Source organism: Cohaesibacter marisflavi, from assembly GCF_900115225.1.
Classification (GTDB): Bacteria; Pseudomonadota; Alphaproteobacteria; order Rhizobiales; family Cohaesibacteraceae; genus Cohaesibacter; species Cohaesibacter marisflavi.
Genome location: NZ_FOVR01000008.1, coordinates 166,285 through 187,779, shown reverse-complemented (window position 1 = coordinate 187,779; position 21,495 = coordinate 166,285). Strand labels below are relative to the sequence as shown.

At 52.3% G+C, this 21,495-nt stretch carries 16 protein-coding genes and 2 tRNA genes; 11 read left to right on the top strand and 7 right to left on the bottom strand.

Annotation, left to right across the window (positions count from 1 at the left end; all coding sequences use genetic code 11):
- Nucleotides 1–211 precede the first annotated feature (211 nt).
- Complete coding sequence (locus BM258_RS15380) at nucleotides 212–3,031, top strand: Calx-beta domain-containing protein (RefSeq protein ID WP_090073746.1); 2,820 nt, start codon at nucleotides 212–214, stop codon at nucleotides 3,029–3,031.
- A gap of 251 nt (nucleotides 3,032–3,282) precedes the next feature.
- Complete coding sequence (locus tag BM258_RS15375) at nucleotides 3,283–5,295, top strand: acyltransferase family protein (RefSeq protein ID WP_090073744.1); 2,013 nt, start codon at nucleotides 3,283–3,285, stop codon at nucleotides 5,293–5,295.
- Here BM258_RS15375 and BM258_RS15370 read toward each other — a convergent pair.
- The 3 genes from BM258_RS15370 to BM258_RS15360 all read right to left on the bottom strand — a co-directional run bounded on the left by BM258_RS15370 (nucleotide 5,292) and on the right by BM258_RS15360 (nucleotide 7,004).
- Nucleotides 5,292–5,810 carry a pyridoxamine 5'-phosphate oxidase family protein gene (locus tag BM258_RS15370; RefSeq protein WP_342029358.1) on the bottom strand — a complete coding sequence of 173 codons (519 nt, stop codon included), beginning with the start codon at nucleotides 5,808–5,810 and terminating at the stop codon, nucleotides 5,292–5,294. The two genes, BM258_RS15375 and BM258_RS15370, sit on opposite strands and share 4 nt — an antisense overlap.
- A gap of 97 nt (nucleotides 5,811–5,907) precedes the next feature.
- Nucleotides 5,908–6,372 (bottom strand): nuclear transport factor 2 family protein, encoded by a 465-nt coding sequence (locus BM258_RS15365; RefSeq protein ID WP_090073740.1) that lies wholly within the window; start codon nucleotides 6,370–6,372, stop codon nucleotides 5,908–5,910.
- Nucleotides 6,373–6,455: 83 nt separating this feature from the next.
- The gene (locus BM258_RS15360; protein WP_090073738.1) at nucleotides 6,456–7,004 is read right to left on the bottom strand and encodes a carboxymuconolactone decarboxylase family protein; all 549 of its coding nucleotides are present in this window, start codon (nucleotides 7,002–7,004) and stop codon (nucleotides 6,456–6,458) included.
- A gap of 113 nt (nucleotides 7,005–7,117) precedes the next feature.
- Between BM258_RS15360 and BM258_RS15355 the strand changes: the two genes are divergently transcribed.
- From BM258_RS15355 to BM258_RS15345, 3 genes are all read left to right on the top strand, one after another.
- Nucleotides 7,118–8,011 carry a LysR family transcriptional regulator gene (locus BM258_RS15355; protein ID WP_090073828.1) on the top strand — a complete coding sequence of 298 codons (894 nt, stop codon included), beginning with the start codon at nucleotides 7,118–7,120 and terminating at the stop codon, nucleotides 8,009–8,011.
- 227 nt (nucleotides 8,012–8,238) lie between these two features.
- On the top strand, nucleotides 8,239–9,576 hold the full coding sequence (locus BM258_RS15350; RefSeq protein ID WP_139229291.1) for an efflux RND transporter periplasmic adaptor subunit: 1,338 nt from the start codon (nucleotides 8,239–8,241) through the stop codon (nucleotides 9,574–9,576).
- 2 nt (nucleotides 9,577–9,578) lie between these two features.
- Entirely contained in the window at nucleotides 9,579–12,671 is a 3,093-nt protein-coding gene (locus BM258_RS15345; protein WP_090073734.1) for an efflux RND transporter permease subunit, read from the top strand.
- A 61-nt stretch (nucleotides 12,672–12,732) separates the two neighbouring features.
- On the opposite strand, the gene BM258_RS15340 is transcribed toward BM258_RS15345, so the two are convergent.
- Nucleotides 12,733–12,808, bottom strand: a tRNA-Asn gene (locus tag BM258_RS15340).
- A 13-nt stretch (nucleotides 12,809–12,821) separates the two neighbouring features.
- On the opposite strand from BM258_RS15340, the gene BM258_RS25095 reads away from it, so the two are divergent.
- Both BM258_RS25095 and cobU read left to right on the top strand, forming a co-directional pair.
- Nucleotides 12,822–13,346, top strand: a complete 525-nt coding sequence (locus tag BM258_RS25095; RefSeq protein ID WP_175528092.1) for a hypothetical protein — start codon at nucleotides 12,822–12,824, stop codon at nucleotides 13,344–13,346.
- 6 nt (nucleotides 13,347–13,352) lie between these two features.
- A complete protein-coding gene (cobU, locus tag BM258_RS15330; RefSeq protein WP_090073732.1) occupies nucleotides 13,353–13,907 on the top strand; it encodes a bifunctional adenosylcobinamide kinase/adenosylcobinamide-phosphate guanylyltransferase in 555 nt (184 codons plus the stop codon).
- A 45-nt stretch (nucleotides 13,908–13,952) separates the two neighbouring features.
- Here cobU and cbiB read toward each other — a convergent pair whose 3' ends face one another.
- Nucleotides 13,953–14,948, bottom strand: coding sequence for an adenosylcobinamide-phosphate synthase CbiB (gene cbiB / locus BM258_RS15325; protein ID WP_244544718.1), 996 nt, complete (start codon nucleotides 14,946–14,948; stop codon nucleotides 13,953–13,955).
- Nucleotides 14,945–15,973 (bottom strand): threonine-phosphate decarboxylase CobD, encoded by a 1,029-nt coding sequence (cobD, locus tag BM258_RS15320; RefSeq protein ID WP_090073730.1) that lies wholly within the window; start codon nucleotides 15,971–15,973, stop codon nucleotides 14,945–14,947. The genes cbiB and cobD overlap by 4 nt, the downstream gene beginning before the upstream one ends.
- 520 nt (nucleotides 15,974–16,493) lie before the next feature.
- On the opposite strand from cobD, the gene BM258_RS15315 reads away from it, so the two are divergent.
- Complete coding sequence (locus tag BM258_RS15315; protein WP_175528091.1) at nucleotides 16,494–17,465, top strand: sensor domain-containing diguanylate cyclase; 972 nt, start codon at nucleotides 16,494–16,496, stop codon at nucleotides 17,463–17,465.
- A gap of 124 nt (nucleotides 17,466–17,589) precedes the next feature.
- Here BM258_RS15315 and BM258_RS15310 read toward each other — a convergent pair.
- Nucleotides 17,590–17,663: transfer RNA gene (locus tag BM258_RS15310), tRNA-Cys, on the bottom strand.
- A gap of 288 nt (nucleotides 17,664–17,951) precedes the next feature.
- On the opposite strand from BM258_RS15310, the gene BM258_RS15305 reads away from it, so the two are divergent.
- From BM258_RS15305 to BM258_RS15295, 3 genes are all read left to right on the top strand, one after another.
- Nucleotides 17,952–18,605 (top strand): protein-L-isoaspartate O-methyltransferase family protein, encoded by a 654-nt coding sequence (locus BM258_RS15305; RefSeq protein ID WP_090073727.1) that lies wholly within the window; start codon nucleotides 17,952–17,954, stop codon nucleotides 18,603–18,605.
- Between the two features lie 350 nt (nucleotides 18,606–18,955).
- Nucleotides 18,956–20,341: a TolC family outer membrane protein gene (locus BM258_RS15300; RefSeq protein WP_210186767.1), complete on the top strand. Its 1,386-nt coding sequence runs from the start codon at nucleotides 18,956–18,958 to the stop codon at nucleotides 20,339–20,341.
- A 325-nt stretch (nucleotides 20,342–20,666) separates the two neighbouring features.
- The gene (locus tag BM258_RS15295) at nucleotides 20,667–21,386 is read left to right on the top strand and encodes a PopZ family protein (RefSeq protein ID WP_090073822.1); all 720 of its coding nucleotides are present in this window, start codon (nucleotides 20,667–20,669) and stop codon (nucleotides 21,384–21,386) included.
- Nucleotides 21,387–21,495: the final 109 nt, after the last annotated feature.

Genomic DNA, 21,495 nt, shown 5'->3' with positions numbered 1-21,495 from the left:
TGAACCCTTTGCCCTTACTGTGTACGTGTATGTACGACGTAACTTTAGATCGAAAAAACCAATTGTTTCTGACTTCTGAGCTGCGCTGCGCTTAAAAATGCATCCGGATTTCCCAAAGGCTCAGACCGAGTTCTCTCCTGCAATTTCGCTGGCAGGATTGACAGGATCAATTGCCACCATATCAGTTGGTTGACACTTGAGAGAGTAACGAATGCCGGATCCCATTATCTCCATTGCCAGTCTGTCTCGCACAGAAGCATTTCCCTTTCTTTTCACCGCCACCCTCTCGGAAGCATCCACTTCGGAGGTATCCGTCGATTGGGGCATACTGCAAGATGGTAGCGCCCGCATTCAGGACGACGTGAATATCGGTTCTGGCACCTTGACGTTTGCTGCAGGCGAAACTGAAAAGACGTTCTACATTTTTTCTCAAAGCGACTCTATAGATGAGGCAGACGAGAACTTTACCGTTGTCCTGACCAACCCTGTCAATGCCACGCTGGCAGGCGGAGAAAATCGCATGACGGCCACCGGCATTATCGAGGATAATGATGGCAGCGGTTCCGATCTTGCTCTGTTTGTCTCTGACCCGATCATCCATGAAGGGGATAGCGGAACCAAGCAAGCTGTCTTCGAGATCCGTCTTTCCGAGGCACCCACGTCGAGTATTTCTCTGGCCTATCAGACCGTTGATGGCTCTGCTGTCGCAGGCGTTGACTATACCGCCAAAAGCGGAACAGTAACCTTTCAAGCGGGCCAGACCGTCGCCACCATTGCAGTGGATATATCTGGCGACACCACCACCGAAGGGGATGAGTTTTTCAACCTTGTTGTCACACCAAACTCTAGCATCGCAAATTCTGTCGAGGATTCCACGGGCACTGCCTATCTACTCGATGACGATGCTGGGTCGGGAAACCAGCCCGTCGTTTCCCTTTCCGGCGGTGTGATGGAAGAAGCAGACTACCAGACCTATCTCTATTTCACGGTTACACTTTCCGAGCCATCCAGCGACACCGTTACCGTCAGAGCAACAACACGCGAAGACGGCAGCGCTACGGCATTGAGCGACTATTACACCAAGTATGATACGATCACGTTCGCACCCGGAGAAACCGAGCAAAAGGTAATCATCTCCATTCTGGCGGATTCGGACGTTGAAAATTATGAGAATTTCTCGGTCGTTCTGTATGAGCCAACAAACGCCGTTTTGGCTGGCGGCGAAGATAGTATTTCTGCCACAGGTATCATTCAGGATGACGACGGCAGCGCAACCGACGTCTCTTTGTTTGTTTCCGATCCGGTCGTCAGCGAAGGCACGACCAGCGGCAAGCAGGTGTTTTTCGAACTGCAACTTTCTCAGCCATCCAGCTCGGATATTACACTCAGTTACAGCACGGAAAACGGGACTGCGACGGCTGGACAGGATTATGTTGCCAAAAGCGGAACGGTCACGTTTCTTGCGGGCCAGACCGTCGCGTCTGTTGGCGTTACGCTCCTTAATGACACGGTCAGTGAGGGAGATGAAATCTTCTCTCTCGTCGTTACGCCCAATGGCAGCATTGCCAATGGAAGCGCGGATTCCACTGGCATTGCTACCATCCAGAATACGGATGTAACGAAGCAGACCATCCGCGGCAATGCGGCAAACAATAGTCTGTCTGGCGGCGTGGGAAATGACACTATCTTCGGTTATGCAGGCAATGACACGATTGTTGGAGGCGCGGGCAACGACCGAATTTATGGCGGAGCCGGTCTGGACACCATGTCAGGCAATGCGGGCAATGACATCTATTACGTCAACGCCTATGGCGACAAGGTCAACGAACAGCCCGGAGAAGGCACCGACCGTGTCTTCAGTTCATCCAACTACAATCTCAAAGCCAACAGCCAATATATCGAGCATCTGACGCTGACAGGTAACGCCAATTTCAACGGCACCGGCAACATGCAAGCCAACATCATGAATGGCAACATGGGCAACAACCGGCTCAATGGCCTCGCGGGAAATGACTCACTCTACGGCAGGGGCGGGGCTGATACCCTCATAGGAGGCACCGGCAATGACCGTCTTTATGGCCACAATGGCTATGACACCCTTAACGGCAATCAGGGCAATGACCGCCTGTTTGGTGGCAATGGCAATGATGTGCTCTATGGCGGCAACGGCAACGACACGCTGTTTGGAGGCGCCCATAATGACCGCCTCTATGGTGGAGCAGGCTTGGACACCATGTCGGGCAATGGCGGCAACGACAGCTATTATGTCGACGCCTATAACGACAAGATAAACGAGCTCGCCGGGCAGGGAATCGATCGTGTCTTCAGCACCACCAACTACAATCTCAAGGCCAACAGTCAGTATATCGAGCATCTGACCCTGTCGGGCAACGCCAACATCAACGGCACCGGCAACATGCAAGCCAATATCATGAATGGCAACATGGGTAACAACCGCCTTAATGGCCTTGCCGGAAATGATACGTTGAATGGCAAGGGAGGAAACGACACTCTTAATGGCGGCACCGGTTTTGACCGTCTCAACGGGCAGTTGGGCAATGATCGTCTCAATGGCAATCAGGGCAACGACATACTCAATGGTGGAAATGGCAATGACATCCTCAACGGGGGCCTGGGCAACGATCAGCTCTATGCGGGCGCGGGTGCTGACAGACTGATAGGCTCCGCCGGAGCCGACAAAATGTATGCAGGCAATGACAATGCCGTTGATACCTTTGTCTTCAATAGCATCAATGATAGCCGGGCGGGCGCAGCCCAGCATGACATGATCTACCTCTTCGAGAGCCGGGAAGATCAGATTGATCTCTCTGGCATCGATGCCAACCTGTCGGCGGTAGGAAATGATAGCTTCCAATTTTCCAGTGCAGGAGCTAGCGCCAACGCTGTCTGGATCCAGACCTCGGGCTCAAGCATCATGCTTTTCGCGGACAATAACGGCGATGCTGTTGCCGACTTCGAAATTGAGTTGGTCAATCTGACTTCACTCGATGGATTGGATATCACATTGTAACCCGTCGTAACCCGACGTGTCTGTCGCTTGTTGACAGAGATGGCAATAGATCGCTGTCAACAAGCGCGCTCTCATTTCATAAAATCACGGTGCCATAAACGCCTCGATCTCTCCTTCTTTCTCTCGAAAAAGGAGGTGGATTTTTCACGCCTATCTGTTGCTAATCAGCAATTGCTTTACTTGATTTGGTGTTTCCAATAGTTTCTGCAACAAACAGACCAACAGACCCAAATGCACGGACCAGATAAGCGATGAAAGACCCAGTCAAAAGCGCCAGCTATCGCACGGAGATCGACGGTTTACGGGCATTCGCGGTGCTTTCAGTCTTCCTGTTCCATCTCAACTTTGCCTTCATTCCTGGTGGCTTCGTTGGGGTAGATGTTTTTTATGTTATTTCCGGATATGTCATTCTGCGCAGCATGCTGCCAGACATTATCGATGGGAAATTCTCGCTTGCAGGCTTTTACGACCGGCGCATCCGCAGGATCTATCCTGCGCTGATTTTGGTTGTCGCCCTCGCGCTGGCGGTTGGCTTCATCATCAACACGCCCAAGGAGTTTGTTTCACTGGCGGAATCATCCGTTGCTGCGTTATTTTCCGGCTCCAATATCTATTTCAATGATCGTCTGGACTATTTTGCCGCAGCGGCCAGAACCATCCCGTTGCTACACACATGGTCGCTCGGTGTAGAGTTCCAATTCTACCTCCTCATTCCCCTGTTGCTGCTGCTATCGGCACGCTTTGCGACCAATCGTTCCAAAGCTATTCTGATGGTTCTGCTGGCCTTGCTCGCTATTTCCTTCATCAGCAATGTGCTTACCGTCTATTTGCTTTTTGACAGCAACTTTGCCTTCTATATGCCCATCACACGCTTCTGGGAAATTGGTGTTGGTGGGCTGATCGCCTATTGGGACGGTCGCTTCAAGCCGGGCAAAGCGCTGTCAGCTGTCTTGACCTATTCGGCAATCATTGGCCTTGTTGCATCCGTAACGCTCATAGATGAGAACACCACGTTCCCCGGCCTTGTCGCTTTGTTGCCCGTCTCGGCAACGGCAGTTCTGGTGCAAATCGTTCCGCGAAACGGCAGTTTTTACAAAAGGGTTGTCACGTCTCCTCCAGCACTGTTCTTTGGCCAGATTTCCTATTCGCTCTATTTGTTCCACTGGCCAATCATCGTATTTCCGGCCTTGTATCTAGGGCGCGACCTGGTTTTTGCAGAGAAATGCGTTCTGTTCCTGCTTGCCACCGGCTTGTCTTTTCTCAGCTGGAAATTCATAGAAACCCCCTTACGGCGAGCGCGTGAAGGGCGTCGCCATAGTCTGGCCCTTGGCGGGATGGGGGCAATACTAGCTGCCCTGTGCCTGATAGCCGGTATCGTGATCAATTTGAAGGGTATTCCGCAGCGGTTGAACCCGCCAGCACAAGAGATCTATTATCAGGTTGAAAATAAGGGCTCCCCGGTTCCGTCTTGTACACCGATTGAAGGATTGCACAGCATGCGCAAAGCGGCGATCTCTTCATGTCAGACTGAGGGCGCAAGCAACAATGAGCTGTTCATCATGTGGGGCGATAGCCATGCAGGAATGCTTTGGCATGAACTCAAGCCTGACCTTAATAAGCTTGGTATGAGTGGCATATTGGCCGTGATGCCAGCCTGTCCGGCGCTACTGGACGTTCATATATCAAAGCTGAAAAACCGCGAGGAATGCGCACAACTGGGACACTATTTACAGGAAGTCGTAAAAGCGAAAAAGGTGCCACTTGTTGTACTCTCCACCCGCTGGGGCAACTATGCCTCGGATATGGTTTCGCCCGGCGATGGGGGCTTGCCTACACCGCTGTTCGACGACAAGAACAATGGCCAGAAAATCAATTTCAACGATGCCTTGGCGCGCACCGTAGCCAATTTTACAGATCTGGGTGCTCATGTCGTCATTGTCGGCCCCGTGCCCGAGATCGACTATAACGTACCCGAGATGCTTATTCGCTCAACAAATCTCGACTTCCTGTTGCCCATCTCTAAGCGAGAAGCATTTGACAAGCGACAGGCCAAAACACTCCAGGCCCTGGAGCGGTTGGCCAAAAGACCCGACGTTACCGTTGTTTATCCTCATGAGAGGTTTTGTTCTCAAGGCGCATGCGCGGTGGTAGAGGGGAAAAGACCGCTTTATATTGATGATGATCACCTAAGCAATCTTGGGGTTGATCTCATCTTGCCCGATATCATCGCGGCGATGCGCTCAAGCCATAGAGCCCTGAATTAACGCGCATCGCGTCGCGCAAGCCGCGCTTCAAGATCTGCAATGCGCACGTCCCGCTCCGCAAGCAGTTCAGACACTTTGTCTGTGTCCATCTTGCGAGGAATATGCTGCGGACAATTGACGTCCCACGCGATAAGATCAAACAGGATAACCCGCTCAGGTCGCCCCTTGCTCTCCGCCATTTTGAGCTGATCCAGCAGCGCTTCATCATCTTCCACCACTCTTGCCGTGCCCCAAAGCTTGATACGCCGCGCTTCTTGGTAGTCGATCAAAAACAGATAGGCTTGCTGATTTTCCGAAAGATTGCCAAGCGTGATATATTGCCTGTTTCCAGCCAGATCGGCAAAAGCAAGTCGGGTATCGGTGAGCACTTGCAGAAATCCAGCGGGCCCGCCCCGATGCTGAATATAAGGTTGGCCCTGAGCATTGGCTGTGCCAAGGAAAAAGCTCGTCTGCTGCGATATGAAACGCTCCAGTTCCGGCGTCACTCGTTCGGACCATGGGCGCTTTTGTTCCATACGGGCATAGAGCTCTCGCGAGCCCTTCGCCTCTTGTGTGGCTTTTACCGCGCATGAAAACGCCACATCACTAGGTGTGAAACCATGAGGGATCATCTTACAGCCCCAGCGCAGCAAGGGATGGATGATCATCAGGCCGACGCCCCAGTGGCCAACGGAAAAGACGATCCGTTTCCTTGATGGGCAGGTCATTGATGCAGGCAAAGCGCACTGCCATCAGTCCTTCTTCATCGAATTCCCAGTTCTCATTTCCATAGGACCGTGTCCATTGACCGGTTTTATCCTGCCATTCATAGGCAAACCGCACTGCAATCCGGTTACCTTGAAAGGCCCAGAGTTCCTTGATCAGGCGATAATCCAGCTCTTTGCTCCATTTCTCGCTCAGAAAGGCAACAATCTCCGCGCGTCCATTGAGGAATGTGCTGCGGTTGCGCCAACGGCTTTCTGGCGTATAAGCGAGCGAAACCGCTTCGGGGTCGCGGCTGTTCCAGGCGTCTTCGGCCAGACGGACTTTTCGAACAGCATCATTGCGCGAAAACGGGGGTAGGGGTGGTCGGCTCATGAGAAACTCCTCAAGCGAGATGATAAGAATAGGGAGAAGAAAAAAGGCGGCGAACACAGGGAACGCCGCCAGTTGGGCACCGATTAGGCGGCGACGCCTTCTGCCACTGGGAAGTCGATCTCTGTTTTGGCGACTTCGTTGAGATAGTTGGTCCAGATATTGAACGCGACATGCAGGACAATTTCGATAACCTGAGCATTGTCGTAGCCAGCAGCGCGGACAGCGGCCAGATCGGAATCCGCGATGTGACCGCGGTTTTTGGCAACTGCCAAAGCAAAGACGATAGCGGCATTTGCCTTTGCATCAGTGGAGCGCCCTTGACGGTTTGCGGAAATCTCTTCGGCTGGCAGCTTGGCAATGTTGGTTGCCAGATAGGTGTGAGCCGAAAGGCAATAGCCGCAGCCGTTAAACTCGGAGATAGCCAGCGCAATCCGCTCACGAGTGGCCGCAGGCAACTGTCCTTTGCCCAACGCACCGAAAAGACCAAGATAGCCTTCAAGAGCAGCAGGGTTTACCCCTGCAAGACGGAAGAGGTTCGGCGCGCTGCCCAACTGCTTGGTTACTTGTTCAAGAAGGGGGCGAGACGCTTCTGGGGCTGCATCAATCGTGGATGGGTATGGTATGCGAGACATGTTTGTTTCTCCTTTGTTAGTATCGCGTTTGCTTTCGATGCAGTCAAAATAGGGCTTCCAATTTATTTGATAAGACAATAAGATTGGAAGGAAACCTTCCGGAATTTGGAAACATGTCTGATCGTCTTGACGCCATGTCTGTTCTCGTTGCCGTTGTTGATGCGGGTAGTCTCTCAGCCGCAGCGCGCAGCCTTGGTTTGCCACTCACAACGGTCAGTCGTCGGATATCCGACCTTGAAAGCCGTATCGGCACCACCATTCTCAACCGGTCGGCCCGTGGCCTGACAGTGACTGATCAGGGCACAGCCTATGTAGCGGCCTGTCGCCAAATTCTTGAGGAAGTTGATGAAGCAGAGCGCACTGCGGCCGGGGAGTTTTCTGAACCCAAGGGGCTCTTGACGCTAACGGCACCGATTGTGTTCGGGCGCTTGCACATATTGCCGGTGCTGACAGATTTTCTGGCGTCCTACCCGGATGTAACGGCGCGTCTGGAGCAAACGGATCGCAGTGTCAATCTTCAGGAAGAGCAAATAGATGCAGCCATACGCATTGGCCATTTGCCAGACAGCAGCTTGCGCGCGCGCCGATTGGGTGAGGTGCGACAAGTGGCCTGTGCGAGCCCATCCTATCTGCAAAACCATGGACACCCACAGACGCCAGAAGACCTTGTCTCTCATCCCTGCGTCACATTTGAAAATCTAATGCCCGCAGACCGCTGGTCATTCGGTTCAGACAAATCCGCAAGACAAGTACCGGTCAATACGCGTCTCGGCGTCAATACCGCCGAGGCCGCAATCGAAGCCGCCGCTTCCGGATTGGGTATAACGCGTGTTTTGTCCTATCAGGTATCCAAAGCAGTCAAAGAGGGCCGCTTGGAAATCATCCTTATGGAAGATGAGCCACAGCCATGGCCCGTCAACATTATCTATCTCGGTCGACCGGTGCCACAAAAGCTGCGCAGTTTCATAGACTTCGCCTCACCGCGTTTGCGCAGTGTCCTCAGCTAGAACATCCACAAACTCCAAGTTGCAACACTCCCATCTCTATCGACATAGCCGCGCGTTTGCATATCGCAGCAAACCGCGACGTCTCGCCTCAATGGATACAAAAGGATACCATAGGATAAGATTTGCGACTTGTACAAAGGCTCAACCGCAAGCTACTTTCAAAACATTGAATTAAAGGAAATTCTGTCCTGATTCTTCCCCGTTTCGAAAGCACCATGAGCCTCGCCATGAACATTCTGAAAAAGACTCTTGTTCTTCCGCCCATCTTGATAGCAATCGCTCTTTTCATGTTTTTCAGCCAAGCGGCCAAGCCTCCAAGGGCAGCAACCGATAAACAGGAAAAAGCAACACCGGTCAAAGTGATTGCCGCCAAACCCGTCTCCGCAATTCCTTCCATATCAGGCTTTGGCAAGGTGCAGCCCAGCCGCACATGGGATGCCGTGGCGCAAGTTGCAGGTCCGGTAATCTGGACTTCAGAAAAACTCCGTGACGGTTTGCTCATTGCAGCGGGAACCTGTCTTCTTCGTATCGACGAACGTGAATATGACCTAGCCCTGGCTCAGATAGACGCTCAAAGCGAAGCCCTTGATGCAAAAGATGAAACCACGAAGGTATCATTAAAGATCGAGGAACGCTCTCTTGCTTTGCTCAAGGAAGATCTGGCTCGCAAAACCGAATTGCTTTCACGTGGCTCGGCGTCCCAATCGATTGTAGACACCGCAGAGCGAGCACTGCTGACGCAGGATGCCAAGGTGCAGTCTTTGTTGAGCGCGCTCAAATTGAATGAGGCTGAACGCAAAGTGCTGCTGCAACAGCGCGAAATTGCTGCACTCAACCGGGAGCGCACCGAGCTGAAAGCCCCCTTCGACGTGCGGCTCGAAAGCGTAGATATCGCCGTCGGCCAATATGTAAACAAGGGCCAACAGCTTTTCTCGGGGGATAGTATAGCCATTGCGGAAATCGTCGCGCAATTCCCCATTGGCGCGCTCAATCCACTCTTTGGCAAAGCTGGCGAGGAGGGGGCTCCATTGGAAGCTCTTGCAGAGGGAGGCGGACTATCGCAGAGACATGACGCCTTGAAAGCCAAGGTGATCCTGCGCACACCGAAAAAAGATATCCTGTGGGATGCCAAGGTCGACCGCGTTTCGGCGGTCATGAACCCCAAAACCAGAACCCGCGGCATCGTGTTGACCGTTACAGACCCGTATGGTCAGGCAACTCCGGGCCAAAAACCACCTTTGGTCAAAGATACCGCCGTGGAAGTCATCCTTCAGGGGCAACCCAAGAAAGACAAGATTGCCGTTCCCGCATCAGCCATTCGCAAAGGCAAGGTGATGGTTGTGGACGCTGAAAAGCGTCTGCATTTCAAGCCGGTCAAGGTGGCTTATATTCAGGGCGACATTGCGGTTCTGATGTCAGGTCTTGAACCAAATGACAAGGTGGTCGTATCCGACCTGCCTGCACCGGTGGACGGCATGCTAGTCGGGCCAAAACCGGACAAGAAGCTTCTGGAACGTGTAATGGCTGAAGCCTCTGGCAAAGCGCCTAGCGAGGGGAACAAATAGTCATGATCCGCTATTTCGCCAAACATCCCACAGCAGCCAACCTGCTGATGGTCGGCATTCTGCTGATCGGTATTCTGGCTTTGCCGAAACTGCAACGCGACACATTCCCGGCAACCGACCCCACCCAGGTGGAGGTCCGCGTCAGCTATCCCGGCGCCACGGCGCTGGACGTTGAAGAGGCGGTATGCCTCCGCTTCGAAGAAGCGCTCGGCGTTATTCCCGACAAGCTGGAAATGACCTGTGAAGCCAGAGAAAATCTCGCCATCGCAGTCGTGACCATGATCGAGGGGCGCGATTTTGATACCTTCTACAACGATATCAAAAGCGAGATTGAAGCCATTACCGGTTTTCCGGCCAATGTAGAGCGCCCCACCGTTACCAAGATGGAGCGGACCGCAACAATCTCGACAATCGCGATTACCGGCATTGACGATCCGGGCGCCCTGTTTGCCTATGCCGACAAGGTGCTCTCGCGGGTAATGCGCAACAAGCAGATCGCGCAAGCCACAATGAAGGGCTTTGCCGACCCATTGATTGACATTCGTGTATCCGAAACGGCCTTACGCGACCTGGGCCTTAGCATCACCGATGTGGCCAACGCCATCAAGGTGCAGAGCGTCGACCTGCCAGCAGGCACATTGGAAACAAAGAGTGGCGATCTGGTGTTGCGCTATGCGGACCAGAGGCGCAAACCACGTGAATTTGCCGAACTCGTCATCAAGAGCTCAGATGATGGTGGCATCGTTCGCCTGAAAGACATCGCCACCGTCACCAAGACTTTCGAATTTGCCGAGGACAAAGTCACTTTCAACGGCCAGCGCGCCGCCCTGATTGAAATTGCCAAGACGCCCAATCAGGATACCCTGAAGATCAAGACCCTCATCGATACCATTCTGGAAAGCGAACGTGCCAGCGCCCCTCCGGGTGTCAGTCTCGATATCTCGCAGGATGTGTCGCCGAACATCGTCGACCGGCTGCGGATCCTCACAGACAACGGCATACAGGGGCTTGTTCTCGTGTTCCTGACCATGTGGGTCTTCTTCTCCCTGCGCTACAGCTTCTGGGTTGCCATGGGACTGCCGGTCTCCTTCCTGGGTGCAATTTTCGCCATGCAAGGGCTGGGCTATACGCTCAACACCATGACCATGGTTGGGCTCATTGTCTCCACCGGCCTCTTGATGGACGACGCGATCGTCATATCGGAAAATATCGGCGCCCGCCTCAAGCGGGGCGAGAGTGAGCTGGAAGCAGCCGTAAACGGCACAAGGCAGGTACTGCCAAGCGTCATTTCCTCCTTCCTGACGACAATCCTCATTGTTGGCCCACTGGCCCTCATGGCAGGCAAGATCGGCGCTGTGCTCAAGGTACTTCCGGTCATTCTGGTCATTACGCTTGCTATCAGCCTCATTGAGGCTTTCCTGATCCTGCCATCGCACCTTTATCACTCGCTCAAGAATCAAGGCAGCAAGAAACAATCCCGATTTCATGCCGCTTTCGAGCGAGGCTTTGAACGCTTCAGAACCGGTATTTTCGGCCCGATGATCGATTGGGCCGTGAGTTGGCGTTATCTCACGACTGGCTTCATCATTGCGTTGCTGATTCTCTCCTTTGGCGCCTTCTCCAGCGGGATGCTCAAATTCCGGTCCTTTCCCAATCTGGAAAGCGACACGATTCAGGCTCGTATCCTGATGCCTCAGGGGACGCCACTTTCTGAGACTGAGCTGGCTGTGCAGCAGGTCGTCAAAGCGCTCGACAAGGTCAACGCGGATTTCGCCCCCATGCAGAAAGATGGCAAGGATCTGGTGAACAACGTCCTTGTCTATTACGGGATCAACGCAGACGCCAACGAGAAGGGCCCCCATCTGGCAACCATCAGTGCCGATCTCCTGCGGGCGCAAGATCGGGAGGGCTCGCTTCAGGAAATGCTCTCCAAATGGCGTAAATATACCGGACCGGTTCCGGGCAGCCTTGCCATGAAATTCACCGACAAGGAACGCGGAGTGGCTGGCAACGCCATCGACATCCGTTTGCGCGGCAGCAATCTTGAACAGATCAAGCAGGCAGGCAACGACCTCAAGGCCTTCCTTTATAATTACGAAGGCGTGGTGGATGTGCTGGATGATCTGCGCCCAGGCAAACCCGAATATATCGTCAAGCTGCATGATGACGCCGGAGGCCTTGGCCTGACAGCCAAATCCGTCTCAGAAGAGCTCAGAGCGGTCGTTCAGGGCAATACAGGTCTGGAGATCCAGACGGGTCGCTACGGCGTTGATGTGCGCGTCAGGCTGGCCGAAGGCGCCATTGATAGCCGGGGAGGGATCAACTCCATCTATGTGACGGCAACAGACGGATCAAAAATCCCACTATCGACCGTAGCGGATGTCACCGAGAGCCGCGGCTATGCCCGCATCAACCGCGTGGACGGTCTGCGCACGGTCACCATTCAGGGCTCCATCAAACCCAAAGTAGTCAATGCGCGCGAATTGATGATGGAAGTGAAAACCGGGTTCGTACCGCAATTGAAGAAAGCATATCCGGCAGTAAGCGTCGCCTTCAATGGACAGGGCAAGGAAGCAGCCACAACAGGCGGTTCGCTTCTCACCAACTTCTATATCGGGCTGGCGTTCGTCTTCATCCTGCTCAGCTTCCAGTTTAGAAGCTATGTCTTGCCTTTCGTGGTGCTGGCAGCCATTCCTCTGGGTGCAATCGGCATGGTAATCGGCCATCTTCTCATGGGGCTGGATATCTCCATACCAAGCCTTGTGGGATTGGCAACACTTTCCGGCGTGGTAGTCAACAACTCTATCCTGCTGGTATCCTTCATCCATGAGGAAATGGCAGCAGGACACGACCCGTTGCAGGCAACAAAGCAGGCAGCCAAGGCCCGTTTGCGCGCTGTGGTGATGACATCCCTCACAACGATAGCAGGCTTGTTGCCGCTGCTCTCCGAGACGAGCACACAGGCGCAATTCCTTATCCCGCTGGTCAACAGTCTCGCCTTTGGCTTGCTCACCGCCACCGTGTTGTCGCTCTTCCTTGTGCCTAGCCTCTTCGCCATTCTGACAGACTTCGGATACGGAAAGAAAAAGGCCTGATCGACACCATGATGTAAGGAATCAAAAAGGCCTGTTACTCGAAAGTAACAGGCCTTTAATATGGCTCCCCAGGCCGGACTCGAACCAGCGACCCAGCGATTAACAGTCGCTTGCTCTACCAACTGAGCTACTGGGGAAAACTCTTTTTCGTTGATCCGTTGTTTCCGTCTCAACGTTGGTGAGGTGGTTTCTAATGGAGAGAGCCGCGCTTGCCAAGCCCCTTTTTTCATCTTTTTAATTTCTCTTGTGGATCAGTGGAAAAGACAGGGCAACTGTCATAGAAAGCTTAAACTGCAGAACAGCACCAAGCAGTGCATAAGCGCCATAATTCCGCTGTTTTGCTGTGGTGGATTGGCAAAAAGAGTAAATTATCAACAACATCGCAAAGATTGCCCGTCAGATGATCAGCCCGCAAAAAGAATTTCGCTTTGGTCCCAAAACGATAAAAATACCCCAGTCACCATTTGCCAGAAAGGTCTTGGGCGTGCTTTTGATTCTGGGTGGTATACTTGGCTTCTTACCGATCCTCGGATTCTGGATGCTCCCGCTCGGCCTACTGATCCTTTCGATCGATTTGCCATTCTTACGCAAATATCGCAGAAAGATCGCCATCAAGATGGAAAAGCGCAAGAGAAGCCAACTGCTTCCAGCGCCTCAGAAAACACAGGAGCATGATCTGGCATGAAGACGCATTCCGCACGAACGACGCTCGTTGTGGGCGGAGCGAGATCTGGCAAAAGCGCATTTGCTCAGACGCTCTGTGAAGACAGTCCCTTCAATCTGATCTATGTGGCTACGTCACCGGTTTTTTCTGGCGACAAGGAGATGGCAGCACGGATACAGAAACACAAGGACGACCGGGGCCCACGCTGGCAAGCGATCGAAGAAGAGATCGCCATTGATCGCGTCGTGAAAGAACATGACAACGCAGAGACAGTGCTTCTAATCGACTGTGCCACTCTTTGGCTTAACAATCTGATTTATCATGATTTACCACTGCAAGACCATGTGGGCGGTTTTCTCGATGCCATGGCAGAAACGCATGCTCATATTGTTATCGTTTCAAATGAAGTGGGGCAGGGGATTGTTCCGTCATCCCCGCAGGTGCGGCAATTCCGCGACCATCAGGGCAGATTGAATCAGCAACTTGCCAAAGCGTGTGAGCGAGTCGTTGAAGTGCGCTGTGGCTTACCCCTTCTGCTCAAACCAAATGACCAACCAAAGCTCGTTCTTTGACGAAGAGGCAATAAGTCGGAAGCTCTACACAAGGACTTCCAGCCTTTAGATCAGAGCGCCGGTGCCAAGCAGTGCAACGATCACAAACTGACACTGACAGGCACGTCCATACAGCTTTAGAGCCAGCACAATATCATCTGCTCCGATCTGCCGCCTTCCGGTGTCGTTGACAAACGGCTCATCCACCAACACGCCTTCATAATAGCGCGGGCCGGAGAGGGCAATGTCAAGCCTGCGCGCCATGGCCCCTTCAGGCCAGCCGGCGTTGGGAGACCGGTGGCGCCGTGCATCAGCGAAAAAGCGCGTCCATGACTGGAAGGCAACCGTGCGGGAGCGATGCAGGGAAACAGGCGAGAAAAGCAATAGAATCATGGTGAGACGCGCCGGAATGAGATTGAGCACATCATCGAGCCTCGCCGCCGCCCAGCCGAAATAGAGGTAGCGCTCATTCCGGTGACCAATCATGCTATCGGCAGTATTGACGATTTTATAGCAAATAAGCCCCGGCAGCCCGAACAGCACCAGCCAAAAAAGTGGTGCAACGATTCCATCGGAATAGTTCTCCGCAAGACTCTCTATGGCCGCGCGCGTAACGCCCGCCTCGTCTAGCTTACTGGTGTCGCGTCCGACAATCATGGAAACAGCAGCGCGTGCACCTTGCAAGTCAGATTGAGATAGCGGCACGGCGACCCGCTCCACATGCTCATAAAGACTTTTCTGAGCGAGCAGGGTCGAAGCAATCACGGCAATCAGAACGCCCCCAACGCCACCAAGCTCCATCAACCCGAGCTGTATCCCGGTTCCCAGAGCGCAGCCCAGCAGAAGAAGGATAGCCAGGGAAAAAGTCCCCGCTAACCGCCCCAATAAGGCACTTTGGTCCTTGGGGCGATTGAAACGTGTCTCGAAAAAGGAAATCGCTTTACCGAAAAAAACCACAGGATGCGGCATCCGGCGCCATAACCAATCAGGCTCACCAAACACCGCGTCCAGAAGCAAAGCCAGAAGGACCGCACCAGCGAACAGTCCACCAAATGGAATCACCGATACATAACCTTGCCAAGTGCTTCGTCAAATCGGTTCATCGCTTTCTGATCGATAGGAATACCGAAACGGATATAATCGGAGCGATAGTCGAAGATACGTGACCAGATGTGCATTTCAGCCAGCTTGCGGTGAAGATCGCGCGCGTCTTCCTTGATCACCAGACGGAAAAGCGACGTGCCTCCAGCGGTGTAAAGACCACGTTTATCGAGTACCTTGTCCATCAGCTCGGCTTGAGCCTGAAGCTTTTCACGCTGGCTCTTTTGCCATTCCAGATCACTCAGCGCTTGAGTGCCAACGCGCAGGGCAGGGGTGGAAACAGCCCAAGGACCCAGCATGTCGCGAATCTTGCTAATCTGGACCTCATGCCCCATGAGGAAGCCGAGCCGGATGCCGGATAGACCAAAGAATTTGCCAAAGGAGCGCAGAATGACGCAGTTTGGCATTTCAGCGAGATGCGGCATTACGCTCAACTGAGGATTTACATCCGCAAAGGCCTCATCAACGATGAGTAGTCCCCGCTGGCGATGCAGCTTGCTCGCCAATTCAACGAGCAACTCAGCTTCCAGCGTTCGACCATCCGGATTGTTCGGGTTGCAAACCAGCAGGCAATCGCCCGGGAAGAATTCCTTCGGCACTTCATTGACCATCGCCACATCAACACCGGCACGCGCCATGGCGCGCTGATGCTCAGAATAGGTCGGTCCGAGAATGAGGCAACTCTGGTTTGTGCCCAACAGCACCGGCATGGACTGAATAAGAGACTGCGTCCCGGATGACGCAACAATCGATACTTCATCGGGAACATTGTAAGCCACGCGCGCAGCTGCCAGACAATCGACAAGATCCGCTTGTGTCGGAAGACAACCAATTGAATCCAGTGCAGAATCTCTATCAAATGGATAAGACACGTGGTTGATACCAGCAGATAGATCCAGCCAACCTTCCCGTGTTCCGCCATATCGGTTCATTGCTGCGGACAGATCGCCCCCATGCATCATAATGTTGTCGTCGCTGGCTACCATAATCCAAGCCCCAAATTGTTCGGCAATTGAGACTAACGCATAGACCTTTTAGCCATGGGATGCAAACCCAAACGGGCTTTTGAGCAACCGTTCGGATTGATATGACCAGAATAATTGCCAATGCCAAATTGATTTGAGAATTCAACAAAACAATAGCATTTACAAATAAAGCGCACCCATTGCGTTAACTTTTGCACCTTTCCCAACAGGGCCGCCCAATAGATGCAATTGTAATCAATTTTTCAATAGCAGAAAAGGCCTGGGTCATGTTCGCATCAGACCCCAACATAACTAATGAAACGTCTGTAAATCTATGTAATGACAAATTTTTTTTCTATCCATGTTTGTCAAGAACACGCCAGAAATTATCCATTTAGAGAAAGGCCATTTCATTCCGCATGAAAGTGCAAATTTCAGCAAGTTTTATTCAATTACGATCACAACTTGAGGTCACATTTTATTAATAAACTCTATGCAAAATACCGGCCAAATTGCCCCCACCAGCCAAGGGAGTTTTCTGGTGACTTGTACTGAACATCGCCGCCTGCAGGAATTGAAGCGCTATGCGATTCTGGACACCGAACCAGAAGAGACATTTGACCGCATTACACGCCTGACCAGAGATTTGTTTGATACCCCAATCGCCCTCATTTCCCTTGCAGACGAAAACCGCCAATGGTTCAAATCCAAGCAGGGGCTGCATCTGGATGAGGCCACCAGAGAAGGGTCTTTTTGCGCCGTCGCATTGGAAAGTGGCCACCCACTCGTTGTCGAAGACAGTTTGCTGGATGATCGCTTCAAAAACTCCGATATCGTACAGGGCCCGCACAAGATCCGCTTTTACGCGGGCGTGCCTTTGACATCGCCTTCGGGCCATCATCTTGGCGTCCTTTGCATCATGGACCACAAGCCACGCAAGCTTACTCACGATCAACTGGCCAATCTATATGATATGGGGCGCGTTGTGATTGACGAAATCGAACTCAGATCTCTCGCAACATTCGATTGCCTGACCGGACTGCAACAAAGACAGGGCTTTTGGCTCAAGGCGCGACAAGAACTTGAACGTTCAAAACGATATGATTCCGATTTGAGTCTGATCCTTTTCGATATCGACAGATTCAAGAAAGTGAATGATTCTTATGGCCATGCGGCAGGGGACAGAGTGTTGCAGCAGATCGCAGATATCTGTCGCAGCCAGATACGCGCTTTTGATACACCAGCTCGTTTTGGAGGGGAGGAGTTCACCATATTGCTACCCCAGACCGAAATAGCTGACGCCTTTCAAATTGCGGAACGAATCCGCACAAGCATTGCCAATATGCCAACCTACTATTGTAATCAGGAGATTTCCGTTACCACCAGCTTTGGCGTCTCATCCCTCAACACAAGCAACGTCTATTCTGTCACGGAATTGTTACGCGTCGCGGATAAATGTCTCTATCAGGCGAAAAGCAAAGGCAGGAACAGAACCGTCACAATCGCAGCATGACATGTCCTTATCTGGCCAGTGTAAAAAGCGCGCCATGAAAGAGGAGGCAGATGTCACAGCATGCACAAAACCAGAAGACCTGCTTTAGCAAGTCTTAATAAGCGCTTGAATTATTTAGGAGAGTTGGAGGCTCGAGCCGGAATCGAACCGGCGTACACGGATTTGCAATCCGCTGCGTCACCACTCCGCCATCGAGCCATCCGTGCGTATGTGGTGGAAGCTCAATAGCAAATGGCTATTGATGTCTCAAGTCCAAATCCACGACATTTTTGACATTTTTGATAACACCCCCAGAAATTTTATCTCCCGGCACAGAAAGTCATACACCTTTAAGTATATATACAGCCTTTGCCCTTGCCACGACGCCATCAGAGCGATATTGAAATTGAAAAGAAATACGCCTTCCCACGGAAGGAATAGCACTTAATATAGTGCACTCTATAAGCCCGCCGGTACAGGCCTGTGAAGCGATGAGGAGTTCGGAAGATGATCCAGTTCGATCAAGCGCGGCGTAACATGGTGGACAACCAGATCCGCACGACAGATGTCACGTCCTACGCTATTCTGAAAGCCTTCCTTTCGGTGCCGCGAGAAAAGTTTGTTCCAGACAGCAAACAGGAATTGGCTTATTCGGACGCAGACATCCGCATCTCCGATACGCGCGTGATGACGCAACCATCGCCTTTGGCGAAAATGCTGCAACTGGCCGACATAAAACCAGACGATCTCGTTCTGATCATCGGCTCTGGCTCTGGGTACACGGCTGCTATCGCATCTTGGCTATCCAACACAGTCGTTGCAGTGGAAAGCGATGAGGCGCTGGCGACAGCCGCAGAGGCAGCCATTTCGGATCTGGGGTATGACAATGTCGCTGTAATTCCGGGCGATGTAAAAGAAGGCGTTCCTTCCGAAGGGCCTTATGATGTCATATTCATCAATGGCACCGTGGAAGAGATCCCTCAATCACTCCTCATGCAGTTAAAAGAAGGGGGAACCCTTGTTGCAGCAAAGGGTGATAAAACCATGGCTGAAGCGGTGCGCATCCTGCGCAAGGGAGACAACTTTTCCAGCATTTCCGCTTTTGATACCAACGCGCCAGTGCTGAGAGAATTCCAGAAGCCGCAAGCCTTTCATTTCTAAGCGCAATCGCCTGATAATCATTTCATAATGACTCGCCGTCAGAATCAGGAATTAAGAGCAGAAATGACCGCTACCAGTATCTTGGAAGAACATTTCCACGAGGAAATCCTTTAGCTTCCACAATATGATACACATGCACGACATCATTGTGCGACAAAATAGTGGCTACATCTTTACGGCACCGTTTCTTAAAGTGTTGCAATAAAGCAGTATTCACATTTTTTTAAGAGAATCGAACGACTGACCTCTAGGAATACATTTGTCTTCCTATTATGGTCCTCGACAAAAGAACATCCAAGTATCGACGTGGTGAGGCTAACCATGTCGAAAATTCATTTAGGAGTAATGGTGTGGCTAGGCTTCGGACAATTTCGCTATGTGCTTTAACTGCACTGCTATGCAACGTGCATGGCGCTTCTGCTGAAAATCTTTCAAACGCATTGTCGCTTGCATATAGCAACAACCCGACGCTCAACGCGGCGCGTGCTGGTTTGCGCGCAACCGACGAAAATGTGCCTCAGGCCCTGGCAGGTTATCGCCCGACGATTTCGGGGACAGCATCAGCCCAGCGCAGTTGGACAAATTCCGAATTCCGTTCCGGGTATCTGGAAAATAGCCAAGCCAATACGCTGAACATGGTGCTTCAGGTCCAACAGATTCTTTATCGTGGCAATCGCACCCAAAATGGTGTCAAGCAAGCTGAAGCAGCCATTGAAGCAGCAAGAGAAAGCCTCAAAAGCACAGAACAGTCCGTTTTGCTCGAAGTAGCCACAGCTTATATGGACATCCTGCAGAACCAGGCCATTCTTGAGTTGCGCAAACAGAATGTTGCTTTCCTGAGAGAGCAGGCGCGCTCCGCAAGAGATCGCTTCGCCGTTGGTGAAACCATCAATACCGACGTCAATCAGGCTGAAGCAAGCCTCGCTGCAGCAATTTCCATGGTACATGCTGCGGAAGCCAATCTGACGGCAAGCCGCGCAACCTACGAACAACTGGTTGGCAAAAAGGCAGGCACTCTGGTTGCCGGCTATTCGGTTGACAATCTGTTCCCCAAATCCTTGAACGCAGCCGTCAATCAGGGCCTTTCCCAGCATCCGGCCATCCGCTCAGCAACCTACAATGTTGATGTATCCGAATTGGCTGTAAAGATCGCTGAAGGCGCTTTACTTCCCACTGTTTCAGTAACAGGGCAAGCCGGCCGAAGCTGGTCGAACAACAACAATAATGCCAACATTGACGGCGCAACCAACAGCGCTTCCATTACCGGTAACATCAGCATTCCGCTTTACTCTGGCGGCGCCAACCATTCAGCCGTTCGTCAGGCCAAGGAAAGTCTCGGTCAGGCGCGCATCCAGCTGGATCTGGCGCGAGCACAGATTCGAGCCGGCATCGCTTCCGCATGGGCGGCCCTGCAGGCTAGTATCCCGTCAATCACAGCCGCTCAGGCACAGGTCAAGGCAGCACGACTGGCCACGCAGGGTGTGATCGAAGAACAGAAAGTTGGTCAGCGTACACTGCTCGACGTTCTTGATCAGCAGGAAGACCTGATCTCTGCACGCATTGCCTTGGTTCAGGCGCAACATGATCGCATCGTTGCATCTTTTGCGGTTGCCTCCGCAACCGGCAATCTTTCCGCTTCCAATCTGAAGCTGAAAGTGCAGCGTTACGATCCTACCGAGCACTACAACGCGGTTCGTGACAAGTGGGTTGGCTTGCGCACCCCAGATGGACGCTGAGTAGCCAACATTCAGATCGCGAAGAAAACTCAAACGAAAAGCCGGCTCATAGTCGGCTTTTCGCGTTTTGGTAGGTCTGAGACCAAATTGATCGCGTACCAAAACAAGTATTTCAGCATCGTTCATTTGTTGCGCATGATCGAAAAGAGCAGGATTACGGGGAAATTAACGCATATTTCCTTCACTCCACATCTCATTGATGCTTTTTTGCGGAACAGATTTCAACAAATTGACAAACACTCTATAGTTAAAAGATGGGCGAATCATGTTCACGGCGGAACATGCGCGCTCTATGACCTGTTTGTCGTTAGTTTCGGGTGAGGCCATGTCAAATTCCAGTGCAGCTCAAGAACCTTCCATGGAGGAGATTCTCGCTTCCATCCGTAGGATTATCTCGGATGAAGAAGCTGCTATCGGAGATGAAGCAACTCCAGCCAAAGAGCCAGAGGCAGATCCCGATGAAGCCATGAGTCAGGAAGCGCTCGACGCCCTGTTTGATGAACCTTCTCCTCAGCCGGAACCGGAAGAAGAGGAAATCGACATGGCCGCGGCTATGGCTGCCATGGAAGAGGAAGAAGCCCCCAAGGAAGAAGACGTTCTTGAGCTTTCATCCGAATGGCAAGAATCCGACTTTGTCGAACCCCAAGACGACGACGTCATGTTCGCCAATGCAGAGCAGGCGACCAAGGAGCAGGAGGAAACGGCTCCGATCGAGGATATCGTCAATCAGAAGCTGGAAGAGGCTGTTCCTGAAGCTCTTCAGTCTGCCTTCAGTTCCGCTTCAATGCCCGATGGACCTCTGCCGAATGTCGAACGCGGCGCACCTCTGGTCTCCGATGACACATCTCAGAAGGTCACCAGCGCCTTTGGTGATTTGACTCATACAATCTTGAACAACAACTCACGCACGATTGAAAATGTCGTCGAAGATATGCTGCGCCCGATGCTCAAGGCATGGCTCGACCAAAATTTGCCAGTGATGGTAGAACGCCTGGTGCGTGCGGAGATCGAACGAGTGTCCAGGGGCGAGCAGCATTACCGCTGATCGCCCGCCCCAACTCCTTCACAATCGTCTCAAGACTCCCCCAATTGCGTGTTTTTGTCGTAAAAATTGCGCCCATAGCACGAAGTTTGACCAGTTAGCCTCGCAAATG

Bases quoted from the DNA above. Each gene is read 5' to 3' on its own strand.
- BM258_RS15305 (WP_090073727.1), top strand. From the start codon at position 17,952: ATGATCCAGTTCGATCAAGCGCGGCGTAACATGGTGGACAACCAGATC.
- cobU (WP_090073732.1), top strand. From the start codon at position 13,353: ATGAAGACGCATTCCGCACGAACGACGCTCGTTGTGGGCGGAGCGAGA.
- BM258_RS15345 (WP_090073734.1), top strand. From the start codon at position 9,579: ATGATCCGCTATTTCGCCAAACATCCCACAGCAGCCAACCTGCTGATG.
- BM258_RS15380 (WP_090073746.1), top strand. From the start codon at position 212: ATGCCGGATCCCATTATCTCCATTGCCAGTCTGTCTCGCACAGAAGCA.
- BM258_RS15350 (WP_139229291.1), top strand. From the start codon at position 8,239: ATGAACATTCTGAAAAAGACTCTTGTTCTTCCGCCCATCTTGATAGCA.
- BM258_RS15365 (WP_090073740.1), bottom strand. From the start codon at position 6,372: ATGAGCCGACCACCCCTACCCCCGTTTTCGCGCAATGATGCTGTTCGA.
- BM258_RS15375 (WP_090073744.1), top strand. From the start codon at position 3,283: ATGAAAGACCCAGTCAAAAGCGCCAGCTATCGCACGGAGATCGACGGT.
- BM258_RS15295 (WP_090073822.1), top strand. From the start codon at position 20,667: ATGTCAAATTCCAGTGCAGCTCAAGAACCTTCCATGGAGGAGATTCTC.
- cobD (WP_090073730.1), bottom strand. From the start codon at position 15,973: ATGGTAGCCAGCGACGACAACATTATGATGCATGGGGGCGATCTGTCC.
- BM258_RS15370 (WP_342029358.1), bottom strand. From the start codon at position 5,810: ATGGAACAAAAGCGCCCATGGTCCGAACGAGTGACGCCGGAACTGGAG.
- BM258_RS15355 (WP_090073828.1), top strand. From the start codon at position 7,118: ATGTCTGATCGTCTTGACGCCATGTCTGTTCTCGTTGCCGTTGTTGAT.
- BM258_RS15360 (WP_090073738.1), bottom strand. From the start codon at position 7,004: ATGTCTCGCATACCATACCCATCCACGATTGATGCAGCCCCAGAAGCG.